Annotated in this window: 23 protein-coding genes; 12 read left to right on the forward strand and 11 right to left on the reverse strand. The window is 42.2% G+C overall.

What is annotated here, in order from left to right:
* Nucleotides 1-143: 143 nt before the first annotated feature.
* Together CLV51_RS23085 and CLV51_RS23090 are read right to left on the reverse strand one after the other, a co-directional pair.
* Complete coding sequence (locus tag CLV51_RS23085) at nucleotides 144-620, reverse strand: DUF2214 family protein (RefSeq protein ID WP_106530468.1); 477 nt, start codon at nucleotides 618-620, stop codon at nucleotides 144-146.
* 20 nt (nucleotides 621-640) lie between these two features.
* Nucleotides 641-1,045, reverse strand: a complete 405-nt coding sequence (locus tag CLV51_RS23090) for a DUF4267 domain-containing protein (protein ID WP_106530469.1) — start codon at nucleotides 1,043-1,045, stop codon at nucleotides 641-643.
* Nucleotides 1,046-1,591: 546 nt separating this feature from the next.
* Here CLV51_RS23090 and CLV51_RS23095 point away from each other — a divergent pair.
* The 4 genes from CLV51_RS23095 to CLV51_RS23110 are packed head-to-tail and all read left to right on the forward strand — an operon-like array spanning nucleotide 1,592 to nucleotide 5,447.
* A complete protein-coding gene (locus tag CLV51_RS23095) occupies nucleotides 1,592-2,467 on the forward strand; it encodes a beta-1,6-N-acetylglucosaminyltransferase (protein WP_106530470.1) in 876 nt (291 codons plus the stop codon).
* The gene (locus CLV51_RS23100; RefSeq protein WP_106530471.1) at nucleotides 2,436-2,807 is read left to right on the forward strand and encodes a sugar 3,4-ketoisomerase; all 372 of its coding nucleotides are present in this window, start codon (nucleotides 2,436-2,438) and stop codon (nucleotides 2,805-2,807) included. Before CLV51_RS23095 ends, CLV51_RS23100 begins: the two co-directional genes overlap by 32 nt.
* Nucleotides 2,794-3,879 carry a DegT/DnrJ/EryC1/StrS family aminotransferase gene (locus tag CLV51_RS23105; RefSeq protein ID WP_106530472.1) on the forward strand — a complete coding sequence of 362 codons (1,086 nt, stop codon included), beginning with the start codon at nucleotides 2,794-2,796 and terminating at the stop codon, nucleotides 3,877-3,879. Before CLV51_RS23100 ends, CLV51_RS23105 begins: the two co-directional genes overlap by 14 nt.
* Nucleotides 3,880-3,899: 20 nt before the next feature.
* A complete protein-coding gene (locus CLV51_RS23110) occupies nucleotides 3,900-5,447 on the forward strand; it encodes an MFS transporter (RefSeq protein WP_106530473.1) in 1,548 nt (515 codons plus the stop codon).
* 24 nt (nucleotides 5,448-5,471) lie between these two features.
* On the opposite strand, the gene CLV51_RS23115 is transcribed toward CLV51_RS23110, so the two are convergent.
* The gene (locus CLV51_RS23115; RefSeq protein WP_106530474.1) at nucleotides 5,472-6,164 is read right to left on the reverse strand and encodes an alpha/beta hydrolase; all 693 of its coding nucleotides are present in this window, start codon (nucleotides 6,162-6,164) and stop codon (nucleotides 5,472-5,474) included.
* A 310-nt stretch (nucleotides 6,165-6,474) separates the two neighbouring features.
* Here CLV51_RS23115 and CLV51_RS23120 point away from each other — a divergent pair, with 310 nt between their 5' ends.
* From CLV51_RS23120 to CLV51_RS23130, 3 genes are all read left to right on the forward strand, one after another.
* Nucleotides 6,475-9,225 carry a M14 family metallopeptidase gene (locus CLV51_RS23120; protein ID WP_106530475.1) on the forward strand — a complete coding sequence of 917 codons (2,751 nt, stop codon included), beginning with the start codon at nucleotides 6,475-6,477 and terminating at the stop codon, nucleotides 9,223-9,225.
* A 99-nt stretch (nucleotides 9,226-9,324) separates the two neighbouring features.
* The gene (locus CLV51_RS23125; protein ID WP_106530476.1) at nucleotides 9,325-9,762 is read left to right on the forward strand and encodes a GNAT family N-acetyltransferase; all 438 of its coding nucleotides are present in this window, start codon (nucleotides 9,325-9,327) and stop codon (nucleotides 9,760-9,762) included.
* 101 nt (nucleotides 9,763-9,863) lie between these two features.
* The gene (locus CLV51_RS23130) at nucleotides 9,864-11,657 is read left to right on the forward strand and encodes an AMP-dependent synthetase/ligase (RefSeq protein ID WP_106530477.1); all 1,794 of its coding nucleotides are present in this window, start codon (nucleotides 9,864-9,866) and stop codon (nucleotides 11,655-11,657) included.
* A 29-nt stretch (nucleotides 11,658-11,686) separates the two neighbouring features.
* Here CLV51_RS23130 and CLV51_RS23135 read toward each other — a convergent pair whose 3' ends face one another.
* The 3 genes from CLV51_RS23135 to CLV51_RS23145 all read right to left on the reverse strand — a co-directional run bounded on the left by CLV51_RS23135 (nucleotide 11,687) and on the right by CLV51_RS23145 (nucleotide 13,963).
* Complete coding sequence (locus CLV51_RS23135) at nucleotides 11,687-12,940, reverse strand: RNA polymerase sigma factor (RefSeq protein ID WP_245898917.1); 1,254 nt, start codon at nucleotides 12,938-12,940, stop codon at nucleotides 11,687-11,689.
* 44 nt (nucleotides 12,941-12,984) lie between these two features.
* On the reverse strand, nucleotides 12,985-13,326 hold the full coding sequence (locus tag CLV51_RS23140; protein WP_106530478.1) for a YciI family protein: 342 nt from the start codon (nucleotides 13,324-13,326) through the stop codon (nucleotides 12,985-12,987).
* Between the two features lie 304 nt (nucleotides 13,327-13,630).
* A complete protein-coding gene (locus CLV51_RS23145; RefSeq protein ID WP_106530479.1) occupies nucleotides 13,631-13,963 on the reverse strand; it encodes a hypothetical protein in 333 nt (110 codons plus the stop codon).
* Between the two features lie 501 nt (nucleotides 13,964-14,464).
* Here CLV51_RS23145 and CLV51_RS29660 point away from each other — a divergent pair.
* Nucleotides 14,465-14,860: a VOC family protein gene (locus tag CLV51_RS29660; protein ID WP_106530480.1), complete on the forward strand. Its 396-nt coding sequence runs from the start codon at nucleotides 14,465-14,467 to the stop codon at nucleotides 14,858-14,860.
* Between the two features lie 140 nt (nucleotides 14,861-15,000).
* On the opposite strand, the gene CLV51_RS23155 is transcribed toward CLV51_RS29660, so the two are convergent.
* The 3 genes from CLV51_RS23155 to CLV51_RS23165 form a co-directional block, all read right to left on the reverse strand.
* A complete protein-coding gene (locus CLV51_RS23155; RefSeq protein ID WP_106530481.1) occupies nucleotides 15,001-15,507 on the reverse strand; it encodes a VOC family protein in 507 nt (168 codons plus the stop codon).
* A 155-nt stretch (nucleotides 15,508-15,662) separates the two neighbouring features.
* Nucleotides 15,663-16,364, reverse strand: coding sequence for a GNAT family N-acetyltransferase (locus CLV51_RS23160; RefSeq protein WP_106530482.1), 702 nt, complete (start codon nucleotides 16,362-16,364; stop codon nucleotides 15,663-15,665).
* A gap of 45 nt (nucleotides 16,365-16,409) precedes the next feature.
* Entirely contained in the window at nucleotides 16,410-16,775 is a 366-nt protein-coding gene (locus CLV51_RS23165; protein ID WP_106530483.1) for a nuclear transport factor 2 family protein, read from the reverse strand.
* Nucleotides 16,776-16,934: 159 nt separating this feature from the next.
* Between CLV51_RS23165 and CLV51_RS23170 the strand changes: the two genes are divergently transcribed.
* Nucleotides 16,935-18,182, forward strand: a complete 1,248-nt coding sequence (locus CLV51_RS23170) for an amidohydrolase family protein (protein WP_106530484.1) — start codon at nucleotides 16,935-16,937, stop codon at nucleotides 18,180-18,182.
* A 62-nt stretch (nucleotides 18,183-18,244) separates the two neighbouring features.
* Here CLV51_RS23170 and CLV51_RS23175 read toward each other — a convergent pair whose 3' ends face one another.
* Nucleotides 18,245-18,655 carry a transcriptional regulator gene (locus CLV51_RS23175; RefSeq protein WP_106530485.1) on the reverse strand — a complete coding sequence of 137 codons (411 nt, stop codon included), beginning with the start codon at nucleotides 18,653-18,655 and terminating at the stop codon, nucleotides 18,245-18,247.
* A 192-nt stretch (nucleotides 18,656-18,847) separates the two neighbouring features.
* Here CLV51_RS23175 and CLV51_RS23180 point away from each other — a divergent pair, with 192 nt between their 5' ends.
* Nucleotides 18,848-19,435 (forward strand): RNA polymerase sigma-70 factor, encoded by a 588-nt coding sequence (locus tag CLV51_RS23180; protein ID WP_106530486.1) that lies wholly within the window; start codon nucleotides 18,848-18,850, stop codon nucleotides 19,433-19,435.
* Between the two features lie 111 nt (nucleotides 19,436-19,546).
* A complete protein-coding gene (locus CLV51_RS23185; RefSeq protein ID WP_106530487.1) occupies nucleotides 19,547-20,554 on the forward strand; it encodes a FecR family protein in 1,008 nt (335 codons plus the stop codon).
* A 39-nt stretch (nucleotides 20,555-20,593) separates the two neighbouring features.
* On the opposite strand, the gene CLV51_RS29240 is transcribed toward CLV51_RS23185, so the two are convergent.
* Nucleotides 20,594-20,752, reverse strand: a complete 159-nt coding sequence (locus CLV51_RS29240) for a hypothetical protein (RefSeq protein ID WP_158267126.1) — start codon at nucleotides 20,750-20,752, stop codon at nucleotides 20,594-20,596.
* Between the two features lie 44 nt (nucleotides 20,753-20,796).
* On the opposite strand from CLV51_RS29240, the gene CLV51_RS23190 reads away from it, so the two are divergent.
* Entirely contained in the window at nucleotides 20,797-24,204 is a 3,408-nt protein-coding gene (locus CLV51_RS23190) for a SusC/RagA family TonB-linked outer membrane protein (RefSeq protein WP_106530488.1), read from the forward strand.
* Nucleotides 24,205-24,210 lie beyond the last annotated feature (6 nt).

Consider the following 24,210-nt stretch of genomic DNA (forward strand, 5'->3'; position numbering starts at 1 on the left):
TCAACGTAAAGAGAACAGGTAGTACTTTCTGTACCACAGGGATCACATCAAAGAAACAAGCACTTTAAAGCCGCATAGATCGTACGATCTATGCGGCTTTAAAGTGCTTGTGGCATTAAGTCAGATCAACTTAAACCAAATATCTAGTTGAATTTAAAGACCGCTAAAATAATAATCACAAAGAATATCCCCATCTGCACCAGGTAAAATGTTTTAAGATGCAGTATTGTTCCCTTTATTTGTTCATGAAGATTTGAGCTGTTTCCATCAATGTTCTTTTTTAGTTTTGATTCCTGTCTGCCCTTTACTAAAAAACCATTCAGAATAAGCATAAGAATGAGCATCAGTTTAATTTTGAACCAAATTTGGTGGGCAAAAACGCCCCCGGTACTGAACATTAAACCTATTCCTGAAACGATCAGGAGTGCCGCGCCGATACCTAAAAGAACGGAGAGTTTTGTCATTAGATCCAATAAGTTCAACGATCCTTCTTTTTCCTGTTCAAACCGTTTTGAAAAAGTTTTGAAGGTAATATAATCTGCAACTGTAGTCCCTGCCATTAAAGTTAATCCTGTCAGGTGTAGGATCAGAAAAATTTGGAATAAAATCAATGTGCTCATATTCAAAGTAGGTTTAATGGTTAATTCCTGAAAAGTAAAAAGCTGGTTATCATCATGTATACCGCGGTTAAGCCGTGGATCAGCAGGTGCTGTATATCTAAAGGGCCATTTGTTGCAAAAACGATCAGGCAATCGGTAGCCGGTATAATGATGGCAGCGGTGAATACCCAGGCAGCAGCTCTCCGCATCTTTAATATTAAAAGCGGTAAAAGTACCAGTCCCGAGAAGATGTCACGTATTCCTTTTATCCTGCCAAAAGCGATATCATTGGTATTGGAGAAGGGGATGCCAAAATCGGTCGCGCCCAAATTGGGGCTGATGAGGAATTTGGCGCCTACAAAAATAATTCCCAGGGCAATCAGCATGGTCATCCAGAAGGATACAGACCGGACACCCCATTGGTTAATCTCTTTAGTTGTTTTCATGTGCTGTTATATTTTAACAGCACAAAAATCTATAATAAATATTTTCTGTTCATGCACCCAGGTTAATAAATGCTTTGATTAAAATAAAAAGGACAAAACGGGTTTATCCCTGTTTTGTCCTTTTTATTTTAATCAAAGCATTTATATATTGATAGCCTTGCCCGCTTGCGATCAGGTAAGCATCCTTTAGCGTCTCCGAATAGGTTGGGTGATGCATACCGGCCCCATCAATCCTGCGGAAAAGGAATGCCGGCTATTTTTTTGTTGGCTGGTAGCAGCGCAGCATCGCCCCTAAGTCGGGCGTTTGGGTTTTAACAAGCTTAAACCCTTTGGTGTGCATTCCCAGCGGTTAACAGGAGCATTGAAGGGAACTATTTTAAAAAATTGCACCTATAAAGCCTTTGTTCTATTGCAATTGTTCAAAATTATCAGCTAAATTTAACCTTTAACATCATTTTAATCTAAATGCTGGATTTTACGGGGTTATTAATTAATCGGTGTGAATAATTAAAATACCACTAAAATACCACTAATTCTGAAAGGAAAATGCGTACGGCTCATCTGATTCTAACTTACACGGACCCTAAACTAACTGAAAGGATGATCAAAAGGTTATCCCACAAAAATTTTGACTTTTATATACATGTAGATAAGAAATGCGATATTGAACCACATTTGTTTTTAAAAGCATTACCCAATGTTTATTTCATCAAAAAGAGGATGGATGTTAAATGGGCCGGATTCAGCACCGTACTTACAACTTTTGAATGCATTAAAGAGATCGTAGCTACCGGAATTCAGTACGACTTTATCAACTTCCTGAGCGGGCAAGATTATCCGATCAAATCAGCTACCTTTATTAATGATTTCCTTTCTATGAATATCGGGAGAGAGTTTTTGAGCTATCGTGATATAAAAAACGATTGGACAGAGGACTTGATAAGAATGGAGAAATATTACTTTTCAGATTATAATTTCATTGGAAAATATTGGCTGCAACACCTGGTCAATAAAATTTTTCCAAAGAGAAACATGCCTTATGGGTTACATCCTTATGGTAAATCAATGTTCTGGATGTTAAGTCCTGAAGCTGCTTTGTACGTAGTTAACAAAGTGAGTCATGACAAAAAACTAAGGCGTTTCTTTTCTTTATGCTGGGCGAGTGACGAATTCGTTTTTCAAACCATTCTGCTAAATTCGGATTATAAAGATAAAGTCATTAATAATAATTACCGCTATATTGATTGGTCGGCGGGTGGGGCTAACCCGAAAGTATTGAATGAGAGCGATGCTGAAAATATTGTAAACTCCAATATGCTTTTTGCAAGAAAATTTGATATGATTAATAGCCCCGGAATACTTGATTTAATTGATGAATACTTACTTGTAAATGGCGAATTTAATCAGCATACAGACGTTTAAAGACACTAGGGGAACACTAACGGTGTTGGATCACGTAGTACCCTTTGAAATCAAAAGGGTATTTTATATCTATTCAGTGGATAATACAGATCGCGGCGGCCACAGGCACCATGAAACCCGTCAGGCTGCTATTTGTATTAAAGGCTCTTGTAAAATAACCAACAACAACAGCAAAGTAACAGAGGTGTTTGATTTAGACAGCCCTGAAAAATGCTTGTTGTTAATGCCTGAGGACTGGCATGTGATGCATGACTTCTCAACGGATGCAATTCTTTTGGTACTGGCGTCTACCGAATTCGATCCCAAAGATTATATATACGAGCCATATGATACCATATGAGAATCTGAAAACACTTAATCATCCTTTTGAAGAACAATTAAAAAATAAGTTTGCCCTTTTCCTGGATAAAGGCTGGTATATCCTGGGAGCAGAGGTTGCTTTATTTGAACGGGAATTTGCGGACTATCACCAGGAGAAATATGTTGTTGGTGTTGCCAACGGCCTTGATGCCCTTATCCTTTCTCTGCAGTGTTGTGGTTTTAAAAGAGGAGACGAGGTGATTGTACCTTCCAATACCTATATCGCAACGATTCTTTCCATTATACACTGTGGTTTGGTGCCTGTTTTGGTTGAACCGGACAGCAGCACCTATAATATAGATCCTAAGGCTATACTACAGTCGCTTACCGAAAAAACGGTGGCCATCATGGTTGTTCATTTATACGGACAATGTTGCGAAATGGATCCTATAATGGAAATCGCCGTTCATCACCAGCTTAAAGTAATTGAAGATTGTGCCCAGGCACATGGCGCAAAATATAAAAACAAACTGGCCGGAACATTTGGTGATTTTGGTGCCTTTAGTTTCTATCCAACAAAAAACCTGGGTGCACTTGGTGATGCCGGCGCAATTATCTGTAAATCAGAAACAGATTATTTGAAGCTGAAACAATTAAGAAATTATGGTTCGGAAAAAAAATATCATAATGGCGTGATCGGGTATAATTCCAGGCTGGATGAGTTACAGGCATCTTTTTTAAGAATTAAGCTGCCTCACCTTGATGAGATCAATCGGCATAAAAGAAAGCTGGCGTCTGTTTATAATGCTTATTTAAACGATTCCTTCATAAAGCCCAGGGAGGACACTGATTTTTATAGTGTTTACCATATTTATAATATCCTGCATCCGGAAAGAGATAAATTGAAACATTATTTATTAGAAAACAATATTGTTACTGAAATTCATTACCCGGTAGCACCACAAGATCAACCGGCACTAAAAGGCTATTTAACCGGCTATGATTATCCAATTTCCGCAAAAATTCATCAGCGCACATTAAGTCTGCCTTGTTCTTTTATTCATACAGAAGATGAAATTTTTCATGTCATAGAGATTTTGAATAAGTTCTGATTATAAAAATCCAATGAATTATGGCAACCGTAGCACTCCGGAGTACCGAAGGCAGATGGATTATAGTTACCGCCATACTGGCTTCTGCTATGGCTTTTATAGATGCTACGGCACTTAATGTTGTATTGCCCTCCCTGCAACGGAATTTAAAAGCCTCGGGGGCGGACCTTTTCTGGGTATTGAATGCCTATTTGCTGATGCTGGCTTCACTCATATTGATAGGGGGTTCCCTTGGCGACAAACTGGGTCGTAAAAAAGTGTTTATGATCGGCATCTTTATTTTTATCCTGGGTTCTGCCACCTGTGGTCTTGCCAGCAGCGCAACACTGCTGATTACCTTCAGGATGATACAGGGAATTGGGGGCGCCTTGATGATACCGGGCAGTCTGTCATTAATTTCTTCTTCAATAAACGAAAATGAAAGAGGTAAGGCCATCGGTACCTGGTCTTCCATTACTACTTTAGTCACCATGGGAGGTCCGGTGCTTGGCGGCGCCCTGGCTGATGCAGGTTTGTGGCGTTATATCTTTTTCATTAATGTGCCTATAGGCATGATTGCACTGTTTTTTTTGTGGCGGAAAGTAGCTGAAAGCCGGGATAAGGATAGTCAAAAAGGCCTGGACTTTCCAGGGGCAATTCTTATTGCAGTTGGGTTGGCTATGCTGACCTTTGGTTTCCTGCGAATGCCATCTTTGGGCTTTAGCGACCCGGAGGTGTACGGTTCAATTACTGCCGGCCTGCTGCTGCTCATTGTCTTTATTGTTGTAGAAAGTAAAAGCAGCCATCCCATGCTGCCTTTAAGTTTATTTGCTAATCTAACCTTTAGCGGTACCAACTTGCTTACGTTTTTTTTATATGCCGGTCTTGGTGCGGGAATGCTGTTCCTTTCGCTGAACATGGTGCAGGTACAGGGTTACAGCCAACTTCAATCCGGGCTTACCTTTCTGCCCTTTACGGTTTTAATGATCACCATTGCACGGTTTGCGGGTAGCCTTGCCGATAAATATGGACCAAGGTTATTCCTGATAGTAGGTCCGTGTTTAGCCGGTACCGGTTTGCTCATGTTGTCTTTTGTAAAACAAACACAGGGGCCTGCTGAATACTGGACTACTTTTTTCCCGGGTTTTTTGGTGTTGGGATTAGGCATGTCTTTCACCGTAGCACCGCTTACAGCCGCAGTAATGGGTGCAGTAAGTGATCATCTGTCCGGTACTGCATCAGGAATCAATAATGCCACTACCCGTATTGCCGGTGTTTTTGCAAATGCAGTCTTTGGATCTTTAGCGGTGCTGTTTTTTTCAGCAGCCGTACAAAAAGAGATTAAGACGTTACCGCTTGATCCGCAACAAAAGCAAGCAGTAATTGCGCAGACGATCAATCTTGGAAATGCGATGGTGCCGGAAAGCATTGATATCATTAATAAAAAAGCCGTCGTAAAGATGTATCACGAAGGCTTTATTGATGCTTACGGAAAAATAATGCGTATGTCGGCAGGCCTCGGCTTCTTAGGAGGACTGATGGCATTGATATTTATTAAATCCAGATCTCCCCAAAAGAAAATTGCATAATCCAACAGACAGACATCTTATTGATTAAGATACAGCACGCGCTGCTTCATCAATTAATGTTACAATTTCTCCGGCATGAGAAGCCATAGAGGCGTGACTGGCATTTAATGTAATTGTTTTTTCAGGGTTCATTCGTGTTGCAAACCATTGTTCTGTTTCCGGTGGTATCATGTGGTCATTAGCAGATATTTGATACCAGCTTGGTTTTATTTTCCATGCCGGAGCGCCGGATTTATCATCGAAACAACGCGCTGCAATAGGTTTTTGTGTTAATGCCATTACCAATGCTTCTTCTTTGCCCAGATCCTGGCAAAAGCTCTGATGAAATTCTTCCCGGGCAATCCAGAGAAAACCATTACTATCAGGGCGAATGCTTGCTGCGCCTGACGGAGGGTCTCTCCGTGCGAAAAGTTGTGCAGGTGTTTCTCCTTCATCCGGAGCGAACGCAGCAACGTACACTAAGCCAACAACATTGGGTTCATGACCGGCACCTGTAATCACCATTCCGCCGTAAGAATGGCCTACTAACAATGTTGGACCATTTTGGGCCGCTACCAGTTTTTTTGTGCGATCGATGTCATCCGGCAATGACGTGAGCGGATTCTGTACAGCGGTTACCCGATAACCCTTCGCATCCAGTTGCGGAATAACATGGCGCCAGTGCGAACCATCACCCCAGGCTCCATGCACCAGCACAATATTCAGTTTCGTTCCCATAGTATTGAATTTAAGAATTGAGAAGTTGTATTTAGGCTTAACGTCCAGTCATACTAAGTAACGTCTTATATGTGATTTTGTTTGCTCCTGCTGTGATATGATGCTGCTTTGTAATAGCCGTCAATTATTTTCTGTTAGGTTTATATATATGGACTTAGAATAGTTACTTTTTTTTAGTAATATTTGTGTTGAAGCCAAAGGCGAATCAGGTGATTGGCCATACCACGGACATTGCTGATTTTGCTGGCAGAAGCAGGCATAACAAAGTAACAATATAATCCGATTGATAATCCGTAACTGATCTACCCGTATGAATAACAAATTTTACTGCCTGTTAGCCCTGCTGTTGGGGAATGTTGCTATCGCGTGGGCGCAAATCATTCCATCTCCCAAAGAGCATTTCGGTTTTAATATAGGAGATGATTATAAACTGGCCAACTATACACAAACGGAAGCTTACTTTAAAAAGCTGGCGGCTTCTGACCGCACACAACTGGTGGATATTGGCATGACGGAAGAAGGGCGGCATCAATATATGCTCATCATTTCTTCTCCTGAAAATATAAAAAATTTAAAACGTTATAAAGAGATTGCTCAGCAACTGGCCCATGCAGAAGGCCTGACAGACCAACAGGCCCGCAGTCTGGCTGCTGAAGGCAAATCGGTGATATGGATCGATGGCGGCCTGCATGCTACAGAAGTAGTAGGTACACACCAACTCATTGAAACCATGTGGCAACTGGTAAGCCGCACCGATCCCGAAACAATGGAGATCCTGCAAAATGATATTATCCTGTTAGCACATGCTAATCCTGACGGACAAGAACTGGTATCTGACTGGTACATGCGGGAGCCAGACCCCAAAAAACGCGCTACCAATATACCACGGCTATACGAAAAATATGTAGGGCATGATAATAACCGTGATTTCTACATGATGAATATGAAAGAGAGTCAGAACATCAGCCGGCAGCTGTTTGTAGAATGGATCCCGCAGATCATGTATAACCATCACCAGCGCGGACCTGCAGGTTCTGTACTGGCGGGTCCTCCGTACCGCGATCCGTTCAATTATGTGTATGATCCGCTGATAGTAACCAGTATTGATGCGGTAGGTGCTGCTATGAACAATCGCCTGAATGCGGAAGGCAAGCCGGGGTATACCCAGCGTACCGGTTCTCAGTACTCTACCTGGTGGAACGGCGGCTTGCGTACTACGCCTTACTTTCATAATATGATAGGACTCCTGACTGAAATAATTGGAGGGCCTGCACCGGAAAAGATACCGCTGGTACCGGAGCGCCTGATTCCTAACGGCGCTACACCTAATCCCGTAGCACCACAGCTGTGGCATTTCCGGCAGTCTGTTGATTATTCTGTTTCACTGAATTACGCGGTGTTGGATTATGCCGCACGTTACCGCAGTGAGTTATTGTTTAATATCTACCGCATGGGTAGTAATGCTATCGCGCGTGCCAGCAAGGATAACTGGACATTCTATCCGCGGTATATTGATACGATAAAAGCAACCCAAAAAAGCGAGCGAAAAGAAGAACCAGGTGCGGAAGGTGAGGGTGGTGGTGAGTTTTCGTTTGGGAAAGAAGATACGATCTCCGTTAAATATTATGATGCAGTATTAAAAGATCCTGCACTGCGGGATGCCCGTGGTTATATTCTCCCGGCAGATCAGGCAGATTTTCCTACGGCAGTGAAATTTATCAATGCGCTGATACAGTCTGGTGTGGCAGTACAAAAAGCTACAGCAGATTTTATGGTAGCAGGGAAAAAATATCCGGCAGGATCTTATATCGTTAAAACAACACAGGCTTTTCGCCCGCATGTAATGGATATGTTTGAACCACAGGATCACCCCAACGATTTTCAATACGAAGGAGGTCCGCCTATCCGTCCTTACGACGCAGCCGGCTGGACATTGGCTTTCCAGATGGGCGTGCAGTTTGATCGTATCCTGGATAACTTCGACGGACCCTTTCAAAAGGTGCCGTACGGTGTGTTGCAGTCGCCACCGGCTAAAAGTATAGCAGCTGCCAAAACGGGCTACCTCATTGATCCGCGGATCAACAATGCTTTTATTGTTGTAAACGATCTGTTGAAAGCAGGCGCAAAAGTGTTCCGTTTACCGGCCGGTGTAAAAGATGCCGGCGCTTTCTATATTCCTGCATCTGCCAAAGCAAAGGCGATACTGGAAAAAGGCGCCGCAGAATCTGGTATAGCCGTTGCCGTTAGTGAGCAGCGTCCGCCAGGCATGAAGGCAGTTACCCCGATGCGCATTGCCATCTGGAATAGCTATGGTGGCTCTATTCCAGCCGGCTGGATAAGCTGGTTAATGGAACAATATCATTTCAACTACGAATTCATTTATACGAAGGCGATTGATGCGGGCGCGTTGCGTAAAAAATACGATATGATCATCTTTGCCACCGGTGCTATTCCTGATACAGGAAAACCTAAAAAGCCACGGAACGATGCTGAAAGCAAACCACCTAAACCGGAAGAGCTGCCGGCACAGTACCGTTCCTGGCTGGGCAAGATCACAGCAGATACTTCTATTCCGCAACTGAAGCAGTTCCTGGAAGATGGCGGACAGATCGTGACTATTGGCAGCAGTACCAACCTGGCATATCACCTCAAACTACCGGTGCAAAATGCATTGATGGAAAAGAACAGCAAGGGTGAATGGAAACCATTGGCCGGTACTAAATATTATATTCCCGGCAGCCTGTTGATGGCGGATCTGGATACTACTGCTGCTGAGAACAGCGGCATGCCTGCAAAAAATGATGTATATTTTGAGCGTAGCCCGGTCTTTAAATTCACAGCAGATACCACCGGCTCGCATATTAAAAAGTTGATGTGGTTTTCTACAGATAAACCTTTGCATAGTGGTTGGGCATGGGGACAAAAATACCTGAAGGATGGTATTGCTGCATTTGTTGCGCCGGTTGGTGCGGGCAAACTGTATGCCTTTGGGCCTGAGATCACGTTCAGAGGGCAGTCGCACAGCACATTCAAGTTGTTGTTTAATCAATTGTATAAATAAACAGTTCCAAACTTTTATAACTTAAGCCCTGCCCATCGGGCAGGGCTTATATTTTCCAGAAATTAAATCTTTATTTTGTAATTCAAAATGCAATCATCCATGAAAATAGACATCAGAAAAGCCACTGAAAGTGATTTCGCCCAAATCTATAAGCTCATTAAAGAATTTGCGATTTTCATAAAAACACCTGAAAAGGTGACTATCACCTTACCCCAAATGATACAGGACAAGGATTATTTTCAATGTCTTGTTGCGGTAGATAATGGCATAATCATTGGCTTTGCTACCTATTTTATGAGCTATTACTCATGGACAGGTAAATCGCTTTACCTCGACGACTTATATGTAATTGAAGAGTATCGCGGACAACAAACCGGCACAAAGCTAATGGATGCCGTATTTGAAATTGCTAAGAAAGAGAACTGTAAAAAAGTCCGCTGGCAAGTCTCCAACTGGAACAAAAAAGCTATTGAGTTTTATAAAAAACGGGGTGCAAATATAGATGAAGTGGAGATAAATTGTGACCTGGTATTTTGACCAAAAAACTTATTGCACGGAACCTTTTATCAGTGAGGATTTTCTCTTTTGTTTAGTATATTTATAGCAACTGATATTAATATAATTACTAAACGCCCTATATGAATAGTGTTCCGAAGCAAAGACTTTTTGATGCAGTTGCCTGTCAGTTAGCCCAATTTCCGAAGCCGGATATGCTGGCAGCTAAGGTGAATGGATCCTGGAAAACCTATAGTACTGCCAATGTCAGCGAAATTGTGAACCGTTTTAGTGCGGGCTTATTGCAACTGGGGGTAGGAGGCAACGACTTTACGCCGGAAGGAGCAGATAAAATTGCTATTATCAGCAATAACCGTCCTGAGTGGATTTTTACAGATCTTGCTGTACAGCAAACCGGCGCTATATTGATACCTGTATATCCCACTACCAATCCTGCTGAGCTACAGTTTATTCTCAAGGATTCGGCTGTGAAATATATCTTCGTCAGCAATAAGGAGCTACTGGATAAAGTGTTGAGCATACAGGAAGGCGTACCTTCTTTGCAGCACGTTTACACCTTTGATGAAATACCCGGTGCTACGCATTGGTCCACTGTAACGGATCTCGCCACCAACGAGTTACTGGCGCATGTGGAAACGTTAAAAGCAAGCATTGATCGTCATCACGTGGCAACTATTATTTATACTTCCGGTACTACCGGCACGCCTAAAGGGGTAATGCTCACGCATAACAACATTGTCACCAACGTTCTTTTTTCCAAAGAAAGTTTTCCTTTTAATGACGCTCCGCAATCCAGGGTACTTAGCTTTTTACCATTGAATCACATTTTTGAAAAATGTGTTACCTATATATACCTGTTCAGCGGCATAGGTATTTATTATGCGGAAAGTATAGATACCATCAGCGCTAACCTGAAAGAGATTAATCCGGACGGATTTACAACTGTACCGCGTTTGCTGGAAAAAGTATTTGAAAAGATTATGGCAACCGGCAACGGGTTAACAGGCGTTAAACGTAAACTATTTTTCTGGGCAGTATCGCTGGCAGCAAAGTATGATAACAATATCAGCGGAGGAAGCTGGTACAACCTGCAACTGTCCATCGCCAATAAGCTGGTATTCAGCAAATGGAGACAGGCCCTGGGCAACAATATCCAATATATTGTAACAGGTGGTGCTGCCTGCCAGGAAAAATTGCTGCGTATTTTTAATGCAGCGCGCATCCCGGTATATGAAGGATACGGCCCCACTGAAAATAGCCCGGTGATTTGTGTGAACCGCAGAACCGCAGGGGGTATGAAGTTTGGCACAGTAGGACCGCCTATTAACGGACTTGAAGTGAGACTGGAAGCAGATGGAGAAATCTCTGTAAAAGGGCCATCAGTGATGAAAGGATATTACAAACGTCCCGACCTTACTGCTGAAACTGTGATTGATGGCTGGTTACACACCGGAGATATAGGAGTATGGGTAGATGATAAATTTTTAAAAATAACTGATCGTAAGAAAGAACTGTTTAAAACCAGCGGTGGAAAATACGTGGCTCCACAGCCCATTGAAAATAAGTTTAAGGAAAGCCCTTTTATTGAACAGCTGATGGTAGTGGGCGCCGGAGAAAAATTTGTAGGCGCTTTAATAGTGCCTGCTTTTACTTACCTGCGATACTGGATGAACCGGCAAAATATTCCTTATACTACTAATGAAGCTGCCATTACAGCACCCAGGGTACTGGAAATGTATCAGCAAGTGGTAAACAGCTATAACCAGTATTTTAATCATGTTGAACAGATCAAAAAATTTGAACTACTGACGGAGGAATGGAGTATTGTAGGTGGGGAAATGACACCCAAGCTTAGCCTGAAACGCAAGGTGGTAATGGAAAAATACAAACATGCAATAGCGGAAATATATAGTTAACTGATGTCTGAATTCGCCACGCTGATCATCTATCTGCATAGCAGCATTTTTTGTGAGATGATTTTTTTATCTGTAGAAGCGTTGGTCAGCGTGAGTGCTTTTTCAAAACAGGATAGGGCCCTGGGGTTGTCAATACCGGTGTATAGTTCGCCCAAAAGTACGTGGTACAGATGGTGATTAGCCAGATTTAGTTTTTGGGCTTCTATGATGGCTTCCCTTTTTCCATTTGCTTTAGAAAGGGCGTATGTTCTGTTTAGTGCGGCAATAGGCGAATATTCCACTTGTAGTAAGTGGTTATATAACTGCAGAATATTCTCCCATTTTTCCTTTGTATCGGCTTTAATGGTATGCCAGTATGCAATGCCGGCTTCCAGATGGTACTTTGAGATGTCATTACCTTGCGAGGCAACATTTAAAAAATATTCACCCTGGGTTATCAGTTCTCCATTCCACAGATTCGTATCCTGATCATCGTACAAAACAGTTTCGCCTTGCTGGTTCATTCTTGCTTCAAACCTTGATGACTGGAAGCTCATTAATGAAAGCAATGCATTTACGGCGGGTATGTTTGTTGCTTCATTTTCAATAAGCAGATAAGTTAATCTCATTGCTTCAAAGCAAAGATCTTTACGAAGAGAGCTATTGTGGCTGGCGGAGTAATAGCCTTCATTAAAGAGCAGATACAGTGTTCTGAGCACAGTTTCCAGGCGTTTGTCTATTTCTATTTCGCCGGGAAATTCTATTTTTATCTGTGCTGCTCTTAGTTTATCTCTGGCCCGCTGTAATCGTTTACTAATCGTTTCTTTATTGGTTAAAAAGGCGTCAGCAATTTCGTTGATGCCAAAGCCACAAAGTATACGAAGTGCTAATCCGATTTGCGCTTCCGCTAAAATGGCAGGATGACAGATAGCAAATATCATTTGTAACTGACTGTCCTTAATATTTTTTACTGACAGATCAATTTCCGGGATTGCTGTATCAGTTGCTGAACGGCTTAATTGCGAGGCAATTTTTTTATTAAAAATGGCCTCGTGCTTCAGGTGATTTTTAGCCTTGTTTTTTGCAACAGTGTAAAGCCATGCCACAGGGTTTTCGGGCAGGCCTTTCAGTCCCCATATTTCAGAGGCCGATAGGAAGGTATCGCTTGCTATATCTTCCGCGATTTCAATATGCTCAAATCCAAAAAGCTTGCATAATACAGCGGTTATCTTGCTGTATTCAGTCCTGAATAAATGCGGTAGCAGTTCATTTTTCTCCATGAGATAAAAGCCTTTGTAATACATGTAATATTACAAAGGCTTTATAGATTTTTAATTAAAAAGAAGTTTTACAATACGCTTATTTCTCTGATTTCCACATTGCCGCCAGTGGCCAGGATAGGGCATCCTTTAGCTAATTCGATCGCCTCTTCCATAGAAGCAGCTTTTACAATTGAATAACCACCGAGCGACTCTTTGATTTCTGTATAAGGCCCATCAGTAATTACATTATTTGCTTTTAGTACTTTGCCGGATGATTCCAGCCGGTTGCCACGATCAGACAATTTGTTCTGGGCTGCTATGCTGCCTATCCAATCCATCCATTTTTTTGTGTTGGCTTGCATTTCTTCAGGTGAACCTTTAGGCACTGCACCGTAATCTGTTCTGTATGCAAATAAGAAATCTTTCATTGGTTTAAATTTTTAATTGTTTTAAAGCCTTATAACAACTCAATATTTGGTCAATGGACAATATTGATGAATCTTTTAATTCATGCTATATAATCATCTTGTAAACCAATGTTTTGTAATTTTATAAGCGTAAATATATCGGCACTGTATGCTTAAAGTATTAAGGTAGTAAATAGTTTGAATTTCCTGGCAGTAGGATGAGGGAAAAGAAAAGATGGCACGATTCAGGGCTATTTCAAAGTATGTTTTAACATCTGGGTACGCAATCGTACCCAGATGTAATGTTTTAGTCCGGGTGTTAATATTAATTAACCCTTATACGGGAGATTTTTCCATCCAGTCCATTGTTGCGGATGAACGTCACCCTTACAAATTCATCTTCGTAAGTTCTTTCGAACGTACCAATGACGTACTCTGGTATTGGTCTTTTCACGTTAACAATACAAAAGTCATCATTCGTAGCGCCATCAGGAGAATCATACACCCTTATTTCGCAACCAGGTCTGACATCATAAATTTTTGCAGATCTGATTTCATCATTTTGAACAGGGCGAAAATCCTGACCAGGATAATCTTCAACAGTTTGAACAATGTTCTGAGTGGCGTTGTTGCCTTCATAAAATGCAATGATACCCATGATAATGTGATTTTGAGGTGAAAAATGAAAGATTTAATAACAAGTTTTATTGTTAAGTGCGTGCAGTTGATGGGGAAATAAAGTGTAAAAACTATCGGAGCAGCTTTTGCTCTTTGATGATTAAAAATTTACCAGAAGAATAGTTTAAAAGGGTTTCAAAATTGAATTACTAGGACAATCTTAGTATCTACATCTTGAGGTTTAGCTTTTCATTAGGATATCGCGATTATTTCGAGTACTGCAGTTATGTAGCAGTTTGTTATGTGAATATAAATAACTTTCAATAAATAACAAAAAACTTTCTGACCATTAAAAAAAGCGGCTTCTCTTTTAAAGAAGCCGCTCTCCGCCATTAGATTGGTGTTGAATTATTTGGTTCTATAACGGATAGTGTGGGTAGTTAAAATTTATCTTACCAGCGATGAAGTAAATCATGTTGATAAAATTCTCCTTTTAATTTGATTAAAAAAGTACATTTACTTTTAAAAACAAATTATTGCCATGAAAAAAGTAACAGGTGTTGGTGGTATTTTTTTTAAAAGTAAGTATCCTGATCAACTGAAAGAATGGTACGCCAAAAACCTCGGCTTTCAAACGGATGCCTATGGTACCATGTTTGAGTGGAGGAAAAGCGACGACCCTGATCAAAAAGGTCTCACCGTTTGGAACCCGTTTCCTGATGATACCACCTACTTCGCGCCTTCAAAGAAGGAGTTTATGGTGAATTACATCGTGGAAAATCTGGAGGAACTGGTGCTGCAACTCAAACAGGATGGCGTTACGATACTTGACGAGATTGCCGTGTCCGACTACGGCAAGTTTGTACACATCCTTGATCCGGAAGGGAACAGCATTGAACTATGGGAACCACCCGTTAACCCGGCGGCAAACGAGTAAAATTATAAAAAAAGATGTCATTCCGATGAGGTACGGGGAGGAATCTTCAGCGTTGAATTGCAGTTCACAAGGGTGAAGAGATTTTTGTTTTACAGATGAATCACGATCAATAACATACTTTGTGTGCTGTTGGCTTCCTGTTATTTTTTATATGCTTCTTTCAGTTTACTGATATCAAGTTTCTTCATTTTAAATACAGCCTGCATAACATTATTTGTTTTTGCAGGTTCCGGATCTCCCAGCATATCACTCAGGATTGTTGGAACAATTTGCCATGATACACCGAATTTATCTTTGAGCCAGCCGCACATCTGTGCTTTTTCATCTCCGCCAGCGGTAAGCTTATCCCAGTAGTAGTCTACCTCTTGCTGGGTTTCGCAATTCACAATAAATGAAATGGCTTCATTAAACTGGAAATGCGGACCACCATTCAGGGCTACAAATTCCTGTCCTTCAATCAAAAATTTTATGGCGAGGACTGTCCCCTCCGGCATTCCATGAATTTCATAACCTTCTTTACCATAATGGGTAACGCTTCCTTTCTGTGCATGATGGAAAACAGTCAGGTAAAAGTTCACAGCTTCTTCGGCCTGCGTGTTAAACCAAAGATTAGCGCTGATTTTCTGATTTGAAATGCTCGTTTTCATTTTGATTCATTTAGGCGTATAGAAAATAATTTGCGTTGTTGATATCAACACAAAAATAGCCTTCCTGATTTAGTTGAAGGCGGTGTGACCCGGACTTTCATAAGGGGTGTTTGCGACATGCACTAAAATTGAATAACAGTGCATCTTTGTGAAGGTTAAGGCTTTCCTGTATATATGATCTGCCAAAAGGGAATATCTCTTCTCTTTGTAAATCCTAACAACTCATAAAGGCCAACAGCTCTTTTATTCGTATTTAAAACATGTAAAATGGGTATGGTACCTTGCGCATGAATGTTTTTACACAAATGTAAAACCAATTGCTGCGCAAACCCTTTACCGGTAAAGTCCGGATGAGTACACACTGCACTGATCTCTGTGAACCCCTGCATACCAAGTCTTTGTCCTGCCATTGCAATAAGCTTTCCCTGCACTTTAATGCCGTAGTAGTTACCCAGCAATGGTGTGCCTCTTTTAAAGAAACCCGGCTGTACAAGATTGATTAATGCAAACATTTCTTCATTATCTTCCTGGGATAATGATAAAATCTCCATCGTGTTTTTTACCGGAGCAGTAGGTAGCTCCGGGCAGATCATCTGTGCACAGTCGAGGTTGGCCAATACAGACCACGAAACGGGAAGGGCCGGCAAATCTCCTACAATAAACACTTTTTCATTCGCAGTTATCCAGGGCAGTATATCATTCAAAGGATTGACAGCAGATTTTTCATATCCTATAAAAGGTAAAATGTGCGCCGGATATCGTTGGATGACAGGTGTTCCAATAGCAAACTTCTGATGGGTCGTTTGCAGTGCATGCCAGACGGGATTGTCCAGCAGGGCTAAGTTGTACTGCATCATATTACGCTTCTTTTTTTAGCTATTCAATCTTTTATTGTTTCCGGTTTATCCATGATATACCCGGGAAGCAACAATGTATCCATCCTGTATTTCCAGTACTTCTGCTACCAGCATATCGGGTTCCGCAGCTACCTGGCGGATGTATTCCATAAATACGCGCTGGTCATTTGCAGTAAGCGTAGTAGCCTTGTAATGTAAGGTGGGCAATCGTTCAAAGGCATCCTGCCACCAACTCCGCAATGCTTGTTTACCGCTAACCATGCCATTGGTTTCCGGCTGCCGGATTTTTAATTTCGGGCTGTAATGCGCTGCCTGATCATGATACAAGGATAATAATTTTTCAAGATCACGTTCATTAAAAGCATTCAGCCATTTTTGTGCAATAAGTGTAAGATCTCCTGATGCGGGCATATTATAGTATTTAAAGCATAAGCAAGTGGTAAAAATAAGAAAAGATCACCTGATGAAAACAATAGCAAAATAAATTGTCAGGTATGCCGATTTTTATAGCATAAGAATCAATTTGAATATGTAGCTTTGGATATAACCAAAATTAAATAAAGTAATCAAATGCGGAACTTACTGACAGTTTTATTCATTGCATTTTATTTACCGTTATCAGCGCAAACTCCCGCTGCCAATCAGGGTTTAGCATTGATAGGCGCCAAGATCTACCTGGGACCATCCGCCCCTCCCTTAGCGACGGGAGCTGTGCTCATAGAGCATGGTGAAATTACGGCTGTAGGAGATGTGAAGGCTATTAAAGTACCCAGGGGTATGAAAGTGATTGATTGTAAAGGGATGGTGATAATGGCCGGATTTTGGAACTGCCATGTGCACTTTATTGAACCTAAATGGGAACATGCCGATAGTCTTCCGGCGTCTCAGCTAAGTAATCAGCTGAAGGATATGGTTAATAGCCGCGGCTTCACCCATGTGTTTGACCTGGCCGCTTTTGATTTAGCCAACCTATTGGCGCTTCGCGCCAGAATTGAATCCGGAGAAGTGGAGGGCCCTGCTATCCTTACTGCTGGTGTGCCTTTTGCACCTCCGGATGGAAGCCCTTTTTATATTAAGCCCCTTAAACTTCACGAGATAGGTACGGCAGCAGAGGCGTCAGCATATGTATCTAAACAGATCCAATCAGGTGCTGATGCTATCAAGCTCTGGTCTGCTTCTCCCAATGGTGAGCGGGTAGTGCCTATGCCTTTGGAAGTGATCAAAGCAGCGGTTAATACCGCGCATAAATTGGGCAAACTGGTTTTTGCCCATCCTACTTCAGATACCGGTGTTAATATAGCCATCGAAAGCGGCGTTGATATACTGGCGCATGTTGCACCAGACGATCGCAAACTTTGGAATACAGCAACTATCAATAACCTGTTACAACATAAGGTAGCCCTGATCCCAACGTTAAAACTTTTTAAATGGGAACTTGAAAGAAATGGTTTTCCAACAGCCAATAGCTCGCTGATTAATACCGGGCTACAGCAGGTAGGAGCATATGCGAAAGCCGGCGGGGAGATTTTATTTGGTACAGATGTAGGGTATGTGGCAGATTATACCACAACGGATGAATTTGAGTTTATGTCCAAAGCGGGAATGAGCTTTGAACAGATCCTGACATCCTTAACCACTGCCCCGGCCAAAAGATTTGGGATGGCTGATAAAACCGGTCGTATCCTTGCAGGAATGGATGCTGACATAGTTGTGCTGACCGCGGACCCAAAAGAGAACAGCAAATTTTTCTCGAATGTTGCCTACACCATCAGCAAAGGGAAAATAATTTTTAGCAGCAAAAATGCAGCAGGGAATTAAGGAAGATAAATGCCTGTATTTACTTTTGCAGTTATATTGACTAGTAAAAAAGATTTCCGGCATTATACCAGCGGTACCAGGCAAAGCATGTCCTTGTCGTTGTTCAGGAACATTTCCAGACAATAACCATTCCTGTTTAAATCTGGATGGGATAACAGCTTTTGAAATGTTTGTCCCACCATCATTTCATCGGTGCGCCAGTCCTTTAAACGTTCACTCATAAAGTCGCCTTTCTTAATGAGGAAGGTTTCGCAGCCGTATTTTTCTCCTTCACCAGGGAAAGATTCTGCTGCCGCTGCTTTATAGATAATTTCTCCTTTTGGGTTAGGATAGGAGATACCAAAAAATTCCCTTCCGTTAGTGGTTGGCAGCAATGAATGCAGTTGTTGAAACGCGGCAGGAATACCTTCCGGAAAAGAGGTGGCTGTTACGTAGAATACTTTTATATCCTTATCTAAGCTATATTTTTCCATGATCTGAAAGATTGATGCAGTACGAATTTACTATTGATAGTTGTAATTGCTGCGGTGCAGAAAAGACATTTTAGGGGGTAGATCGTGACATTTTTAAATGGATTTGAAGTGCTTCCCCATTATCTTCGGTATTGTATATTAATTTTATTGTGATTATCTTGGATAATTGTAACAAAATACTTTTCTCAAGCCATGGTGAAGCCGGCAGATGAAGGGCAAAACGCCGCCACGTTGTATCAGCAAGACTTACCAGCTCTTGAGCAGTTGTTCAAAGAGTGTTATGCCATGCTCCTGGCTTATGCGGGTAAGTTTGTAGTGCGTGAAACTGCTGAAGACATTGTGCAGGATGTTTTTGTACAGCTACATAAAAAAAGTGCTTCCCTGCACATCGCTACCAATATCAAAAGTTACCTGTTTCGTTGTATCCATAACAGTTGTCTGGATTATATCAGGCACCAGGCAGTGCATCAGCGTTATGTAAATGCGGCCTTACCAGACCTTACACTGGGAGAACTCGATTATTATAACCCGGATGGCCCACACCAGAGCTTACTCCAGCAAAACGACCTGGAGTCGAGTGTATGGCAGGCCATAGAGGCCTTGCCGCCTAAATGCAGGGAGGTAGTGAAGCTCCGCTACCGGCAAGGGCTTAAAACCACGGAGATCTCTGAAGTAATGGGTATATCTTCCCGCACGGTAGAAACGCAACTATATAAAGCTATTAAGCAACTTCGTGGGATTGTACGGAGAGTTAATTACCTGCTTTGTAGTATATTATAATACATATACAGGACCGGGATCTCTTCCGGCATTGCCGCATCTATAAAAAAATAAAAAAAATTCCTGATTGCTGTACGTAGTAATGTTACCCTTATCGTCTAAATAAACGACATGTCACCTCATCATAATAATAACGGATTGGATTATACGATTGTAATAAAGTTTATTGACGGGCAGACAACCCCTGCAGAGTCTGCACAGGTATTGGAATGGATACAGGCTTCTCCTGACAACAGGGAGCAGTACTATCAAATAAAAGATATCCTGGACCAGCAACTGGCGGCGCAGATAACAGCAGCTGATGGGGAAGCGCGCTGGCAGCAGGTAATGGCACGATTGTCAACAGGCAACGCACCTGCTGCCACAAAATTACAACGGGTTGGCAGCGCTGGCTGGCTAAAGTATGCGGCTGTGATCCTGCTGCTGGTATTGGCAGGAGGAATCACTACATACTTACTCACAGCCCGCAAGGCAACACCGCAAATGGTACTGGTTGCCCCGAAACCCGGGGTGCAGATTGTGTTGTTGCCGGATAGTACCCGGATATGGATAAAACCGGGAGGATCGCTGCAATACCAGGATGTAAAGGACGGTGGGCGTGAAGTATGGCTACAGGGAAGCGCTTATTTTGAAGTGGTTAAAAAGGCAGGAGAACATGGTACCCACCAACCGTTTACCGTACATGCCCCGGAAATGACGGTCACCGTACTGGGTACTTCTTTCACCGTAAATGATGATAAGGATTATTCAACAGTAGTGGTAAATACAGGAATGGTAAAAACCAATGCCTTTAACAGCGAATTACTCCTGCATCCGGGAGAACGTGCAGTGATAGCGGAACATCACATGAATATGGATCATGTAAATCCGCAACTATATGCCGCCTGGAAAGACGGAGATTATAAATTTGAGAACACCACCATTGATGAAATAAAAGAATTGGTGCGGATCAATTATGGATATGAAGTAGAAATACTGCAACCGCAAAAATTCCGGGATACAAATATCAATGGACGCGTGCTCATAGAAACCAAAGCAGCATTGTGTGATGTATTGGCGGCCATGTTGGAAGCCAATGTCAAAAAAGATGGTAATAAGATTATCATCCAACCAAAATAAACCGCGATTTTTAAAATGTATCGTTAACAGCTAAAAAAATTAATCGTCTAATCTGAATTTTCCTGTTATGAAAATCCTGCGTGCCGGGCTTTGTAATACAGGCATGGCAATGCTATGCGCTGTAATGTAATCAGCCATATCGTTAAACAACAGTGAACAATGAAAAACAGTCAGCTGGAGTTGCTGCGTCTGTATCATTAACATTTTAATTATGTAGTCTTTTTAACCTAAATTTTTCCGTTATGAAATTTGGATCTCTACGGCATTGCCTGAAGGGAGTGGCCGGCCTGTGCCTGATACTGAATATAACTGCTTCCGCCCTGCATGCGCAAGATGCTATTGCAGGCATTCAGGAACAATCACATCAGGAACGTGGTAAAAGCCGTTCCACCAATACAGCTGCAGCCCGGCAAATGATACCGCTGAAGGATGCGTTGGAAAAAATTTACGGCAGGTATCAGCTCAGAATTTTGCTGAATGAAAAATATGGGAAAGATGTTTTTTTACCTGACGATGTAGAGAAAATGGATGTTGAAAAGATCTTACCATTTCTACAGAAAGTATTACAGGGACATGGCCTTGTATTAAACCGGATGGGCGCCTCCCAATATATTGTGGCACCGGCGGAAAAACATCCTGCGCCTAAAGAACAAAAGCCTGCTGCCAAAGTGAGGGTGGCAGGCACGGTAAGAGATAAGCTGGGCGCCGCGCTCGTAGGCGTAACAGTAAAAATCCCCGGTACACCTGTAGGTACTACCACCAACGATAAAGGCTACTATTCACTGGAAGTAGAACCTACCGATACGCTTGAATTTTCTTACATAGGTTATCAAACGCAACAGATCAGCGTCAGAAATAAAATTGATATCGATGTAGAGATGCTGGCAAAGGAAGGCGGACTGAATGAAGTAGTAGTGGTTGGTTTTGGCGCACAGAAAAAGATCAGTCTCGTTGGCGCACAGTCTACTATCAAACCGGAAGAGCTGAAGATACCTGTCAGAAGCCTCACCAACGCATTGGGTGGCCGTTTGGCGGGTATTGTTGCAGTACAGCGCAGCGGAGAGCCGGGATACGATGGCTCCGATATCTGGATACGCGGGATCTCTACTTTTGGTTCCAGTCCGCGTGGCCCGCTTATCATCGTTGATGGTGTGCCGGATCGCAGCATCAATGATCTTGATCCGGAAGATATCGAAAGTTTTACCGTATTGAAAGATGCATCTGCTACTGCTGTATACGGTACCAGGGGCGCTAATGGCGTGATACTGGTGAATACTAAAACGGGCCGTCCGGGAAAGCCGCAGATCAATATAGAATTGAATCAGGCCATTACAAAATTTACACAGCTGCCGAAATTTGTAGATGCGCCCACCTTTATGAGATTGTATAACGAAGGCCTGCAGATGAGAGGCAGAACACCGCTCTATACGGAAGACCGCATACAGAAACATATCTCCGGTGAAGATCCTGATCTCTATCCTAATGTCGATTGGTTTAAAGTACTGTTCAATAAATGGGGACAAAGCAGAAGGGCTAATCTGAATGTGCGCGGAGGATCGGACTTTGCTACCTATTACATCTCTGCAGGTTATTATTCTGAAGTGGGTTTGCTGAAAAGAGATAATGTACAATCCTATAATTCTGATATTAAACTGGATCGATATAATTTTACTACCAACGTAGATGCCAACATCACCAAGACAACCAAGCTGGAATTGGGTGTGAACGGCTTTATTATTAACAGCAATTATCCTGGTATTGGTACCGGCTCATTGTTTGATCTTGCTACCAATGTGCCGCCACACCTGATACCACCACAGTATTCCAACGGGCAGTGGCCTAAAATTCCAGGTGGGAGTTATCCAAGTCCTTACCGTAATCTTACACAGTCTGGTTACGCAACGGAGTACCGCAATACTATCCGCTCCAATATAAGGCTGCGGCAAAACCTTGATTTTGCACTAAAAGGATTATCATTCACAAGCATGTTTGCTTTTGATGCTTACGGCTGGAATAATCTTAACAGGAAGAGAGAAGTACAAACATATTATGCTACCGGAAGAGATTCATCAGGAAATTTGCTTACTAAAATAGTAGATCCGGGTTCAAATGTACTGGGCTTTGATGTGGCAAGAGGTGGTAACCGCAGATTTTATACAGAAACAGCACTGAACTACAACCGTAAATTTGGTGATCACGATGTGTCCGGGTTATTGCTGTATAATCAGTCTGATTTTATTGATGCGGATGCGGGGGATCTTATCTCTTCCATTCCTTTCCGGATAAGAGGTATAAGCGGAAGAGGTACTTATGGCTATAAGAACCGCTACTTTGCAGAAGCTAACTTCGGCTATAATGGTTCTGAAAATTTTACGCCCAATAAAAGATATGGGCTGTTTCCTTCTTTCGGGGCTGGCTGGGTAGTATCCAATGAAAAGTTTTTTGCCGGTTTTGCAAATGTGCTCAGTTATTTTAAACTTCGTTATACTTATGGCTTGTCTGGTAACAGTAATACAGGATCACGTTTTCTTTTCCTTACCAGGATAAAAAATAGTGGTGACCTGGGTTATACTTTTGGTGTACCGGGCAATACCACTTCCTACAACGGAATGCAGGAAGACCAGATCGGCTCAGACGTAAGCTGGGAAACGGGTAAACGTCAGAACCTGGGGATTGAGCTCAAAGCATTTCATGATGATCTGTCGCTGATCGTGGAATTATTCCAGGAACGCAGAACCGGTATACTGTTGCGGCAATATGATATTCCTTACGCTTCCGGCTACACGTCAGATAATATCCCTTACAGGAATATCGGTATTACAGAGAACAAAGGAATAGATGTAACCCTTGATTATAACAAAACATTTTCTCCGGGTTTCTGGGTAGGGTTCAGGGGTAACTTCAACTTTAATATCAATAAGGATGTGTATGATGGTTTACCACCTTGGCAGTATCCCTGGTTGAACCGTACAGGACATACTATTGATCAGCGTTTCGGGTATGTAGCCATTGGCCTGTTTAAAGATTCTGCTGATATTATGAAATCCCCCAAGCAGGCAGGAGATGTACGTCCGGGTGATATAAAATATAAAGACCTGAATGGTGATGGTATCATTAACAGCTTTGATCAGCAAGCCATTGGTTATGGTTCTGTTCCCCGCATTGTATACGGACTGAACTTCAGCGTTGGTGTCAAAAAATTTGATCTGACCCTGTTCTTCCAGGGCGTAGCCATGGTAGATTTTATGTACAGCGGGGGACATGCCACGAATCCTTTTTATGAAGGACCTACTATCGGTAATCTGTACACTGCTGCTACTGACCGATGGACGCCTGATAACCCCAATGACCGGCCTTTCTATCCGCGTATGTCTACCCGTCAGGATATTACTACCAACTATTACGAAAGTACCTGGTGGCTTAAAAGAGCCGATTACATCCGCCTGAAGAGTGCAGAGCTGGGCTATACTTTCGGTATGGGAAAATTGCAGAAATATGGTTTCAAGAGCCTGCGCACTTATGTAAATGGTACTAACCTGTTTACCATTTCTCCCTGGAAGATATGGGACCCCGAACTGGGCGATGGCAGAGGCACTGCCTATCCCAATACCACTACATACAACTTTGGTATCCGTGCTAATTTCAAATAAAAACTG

The organism is Chitinophaga niastensis (assembly GCF_003014755.1).
GTDB classification, from domain to species: domain Bacteria; phylum Bacteroidota; class Bacteroidia; order Chitinophagales; family Chitinophagaceae; genus Chitinophaga; species Chitinophaga niastensis.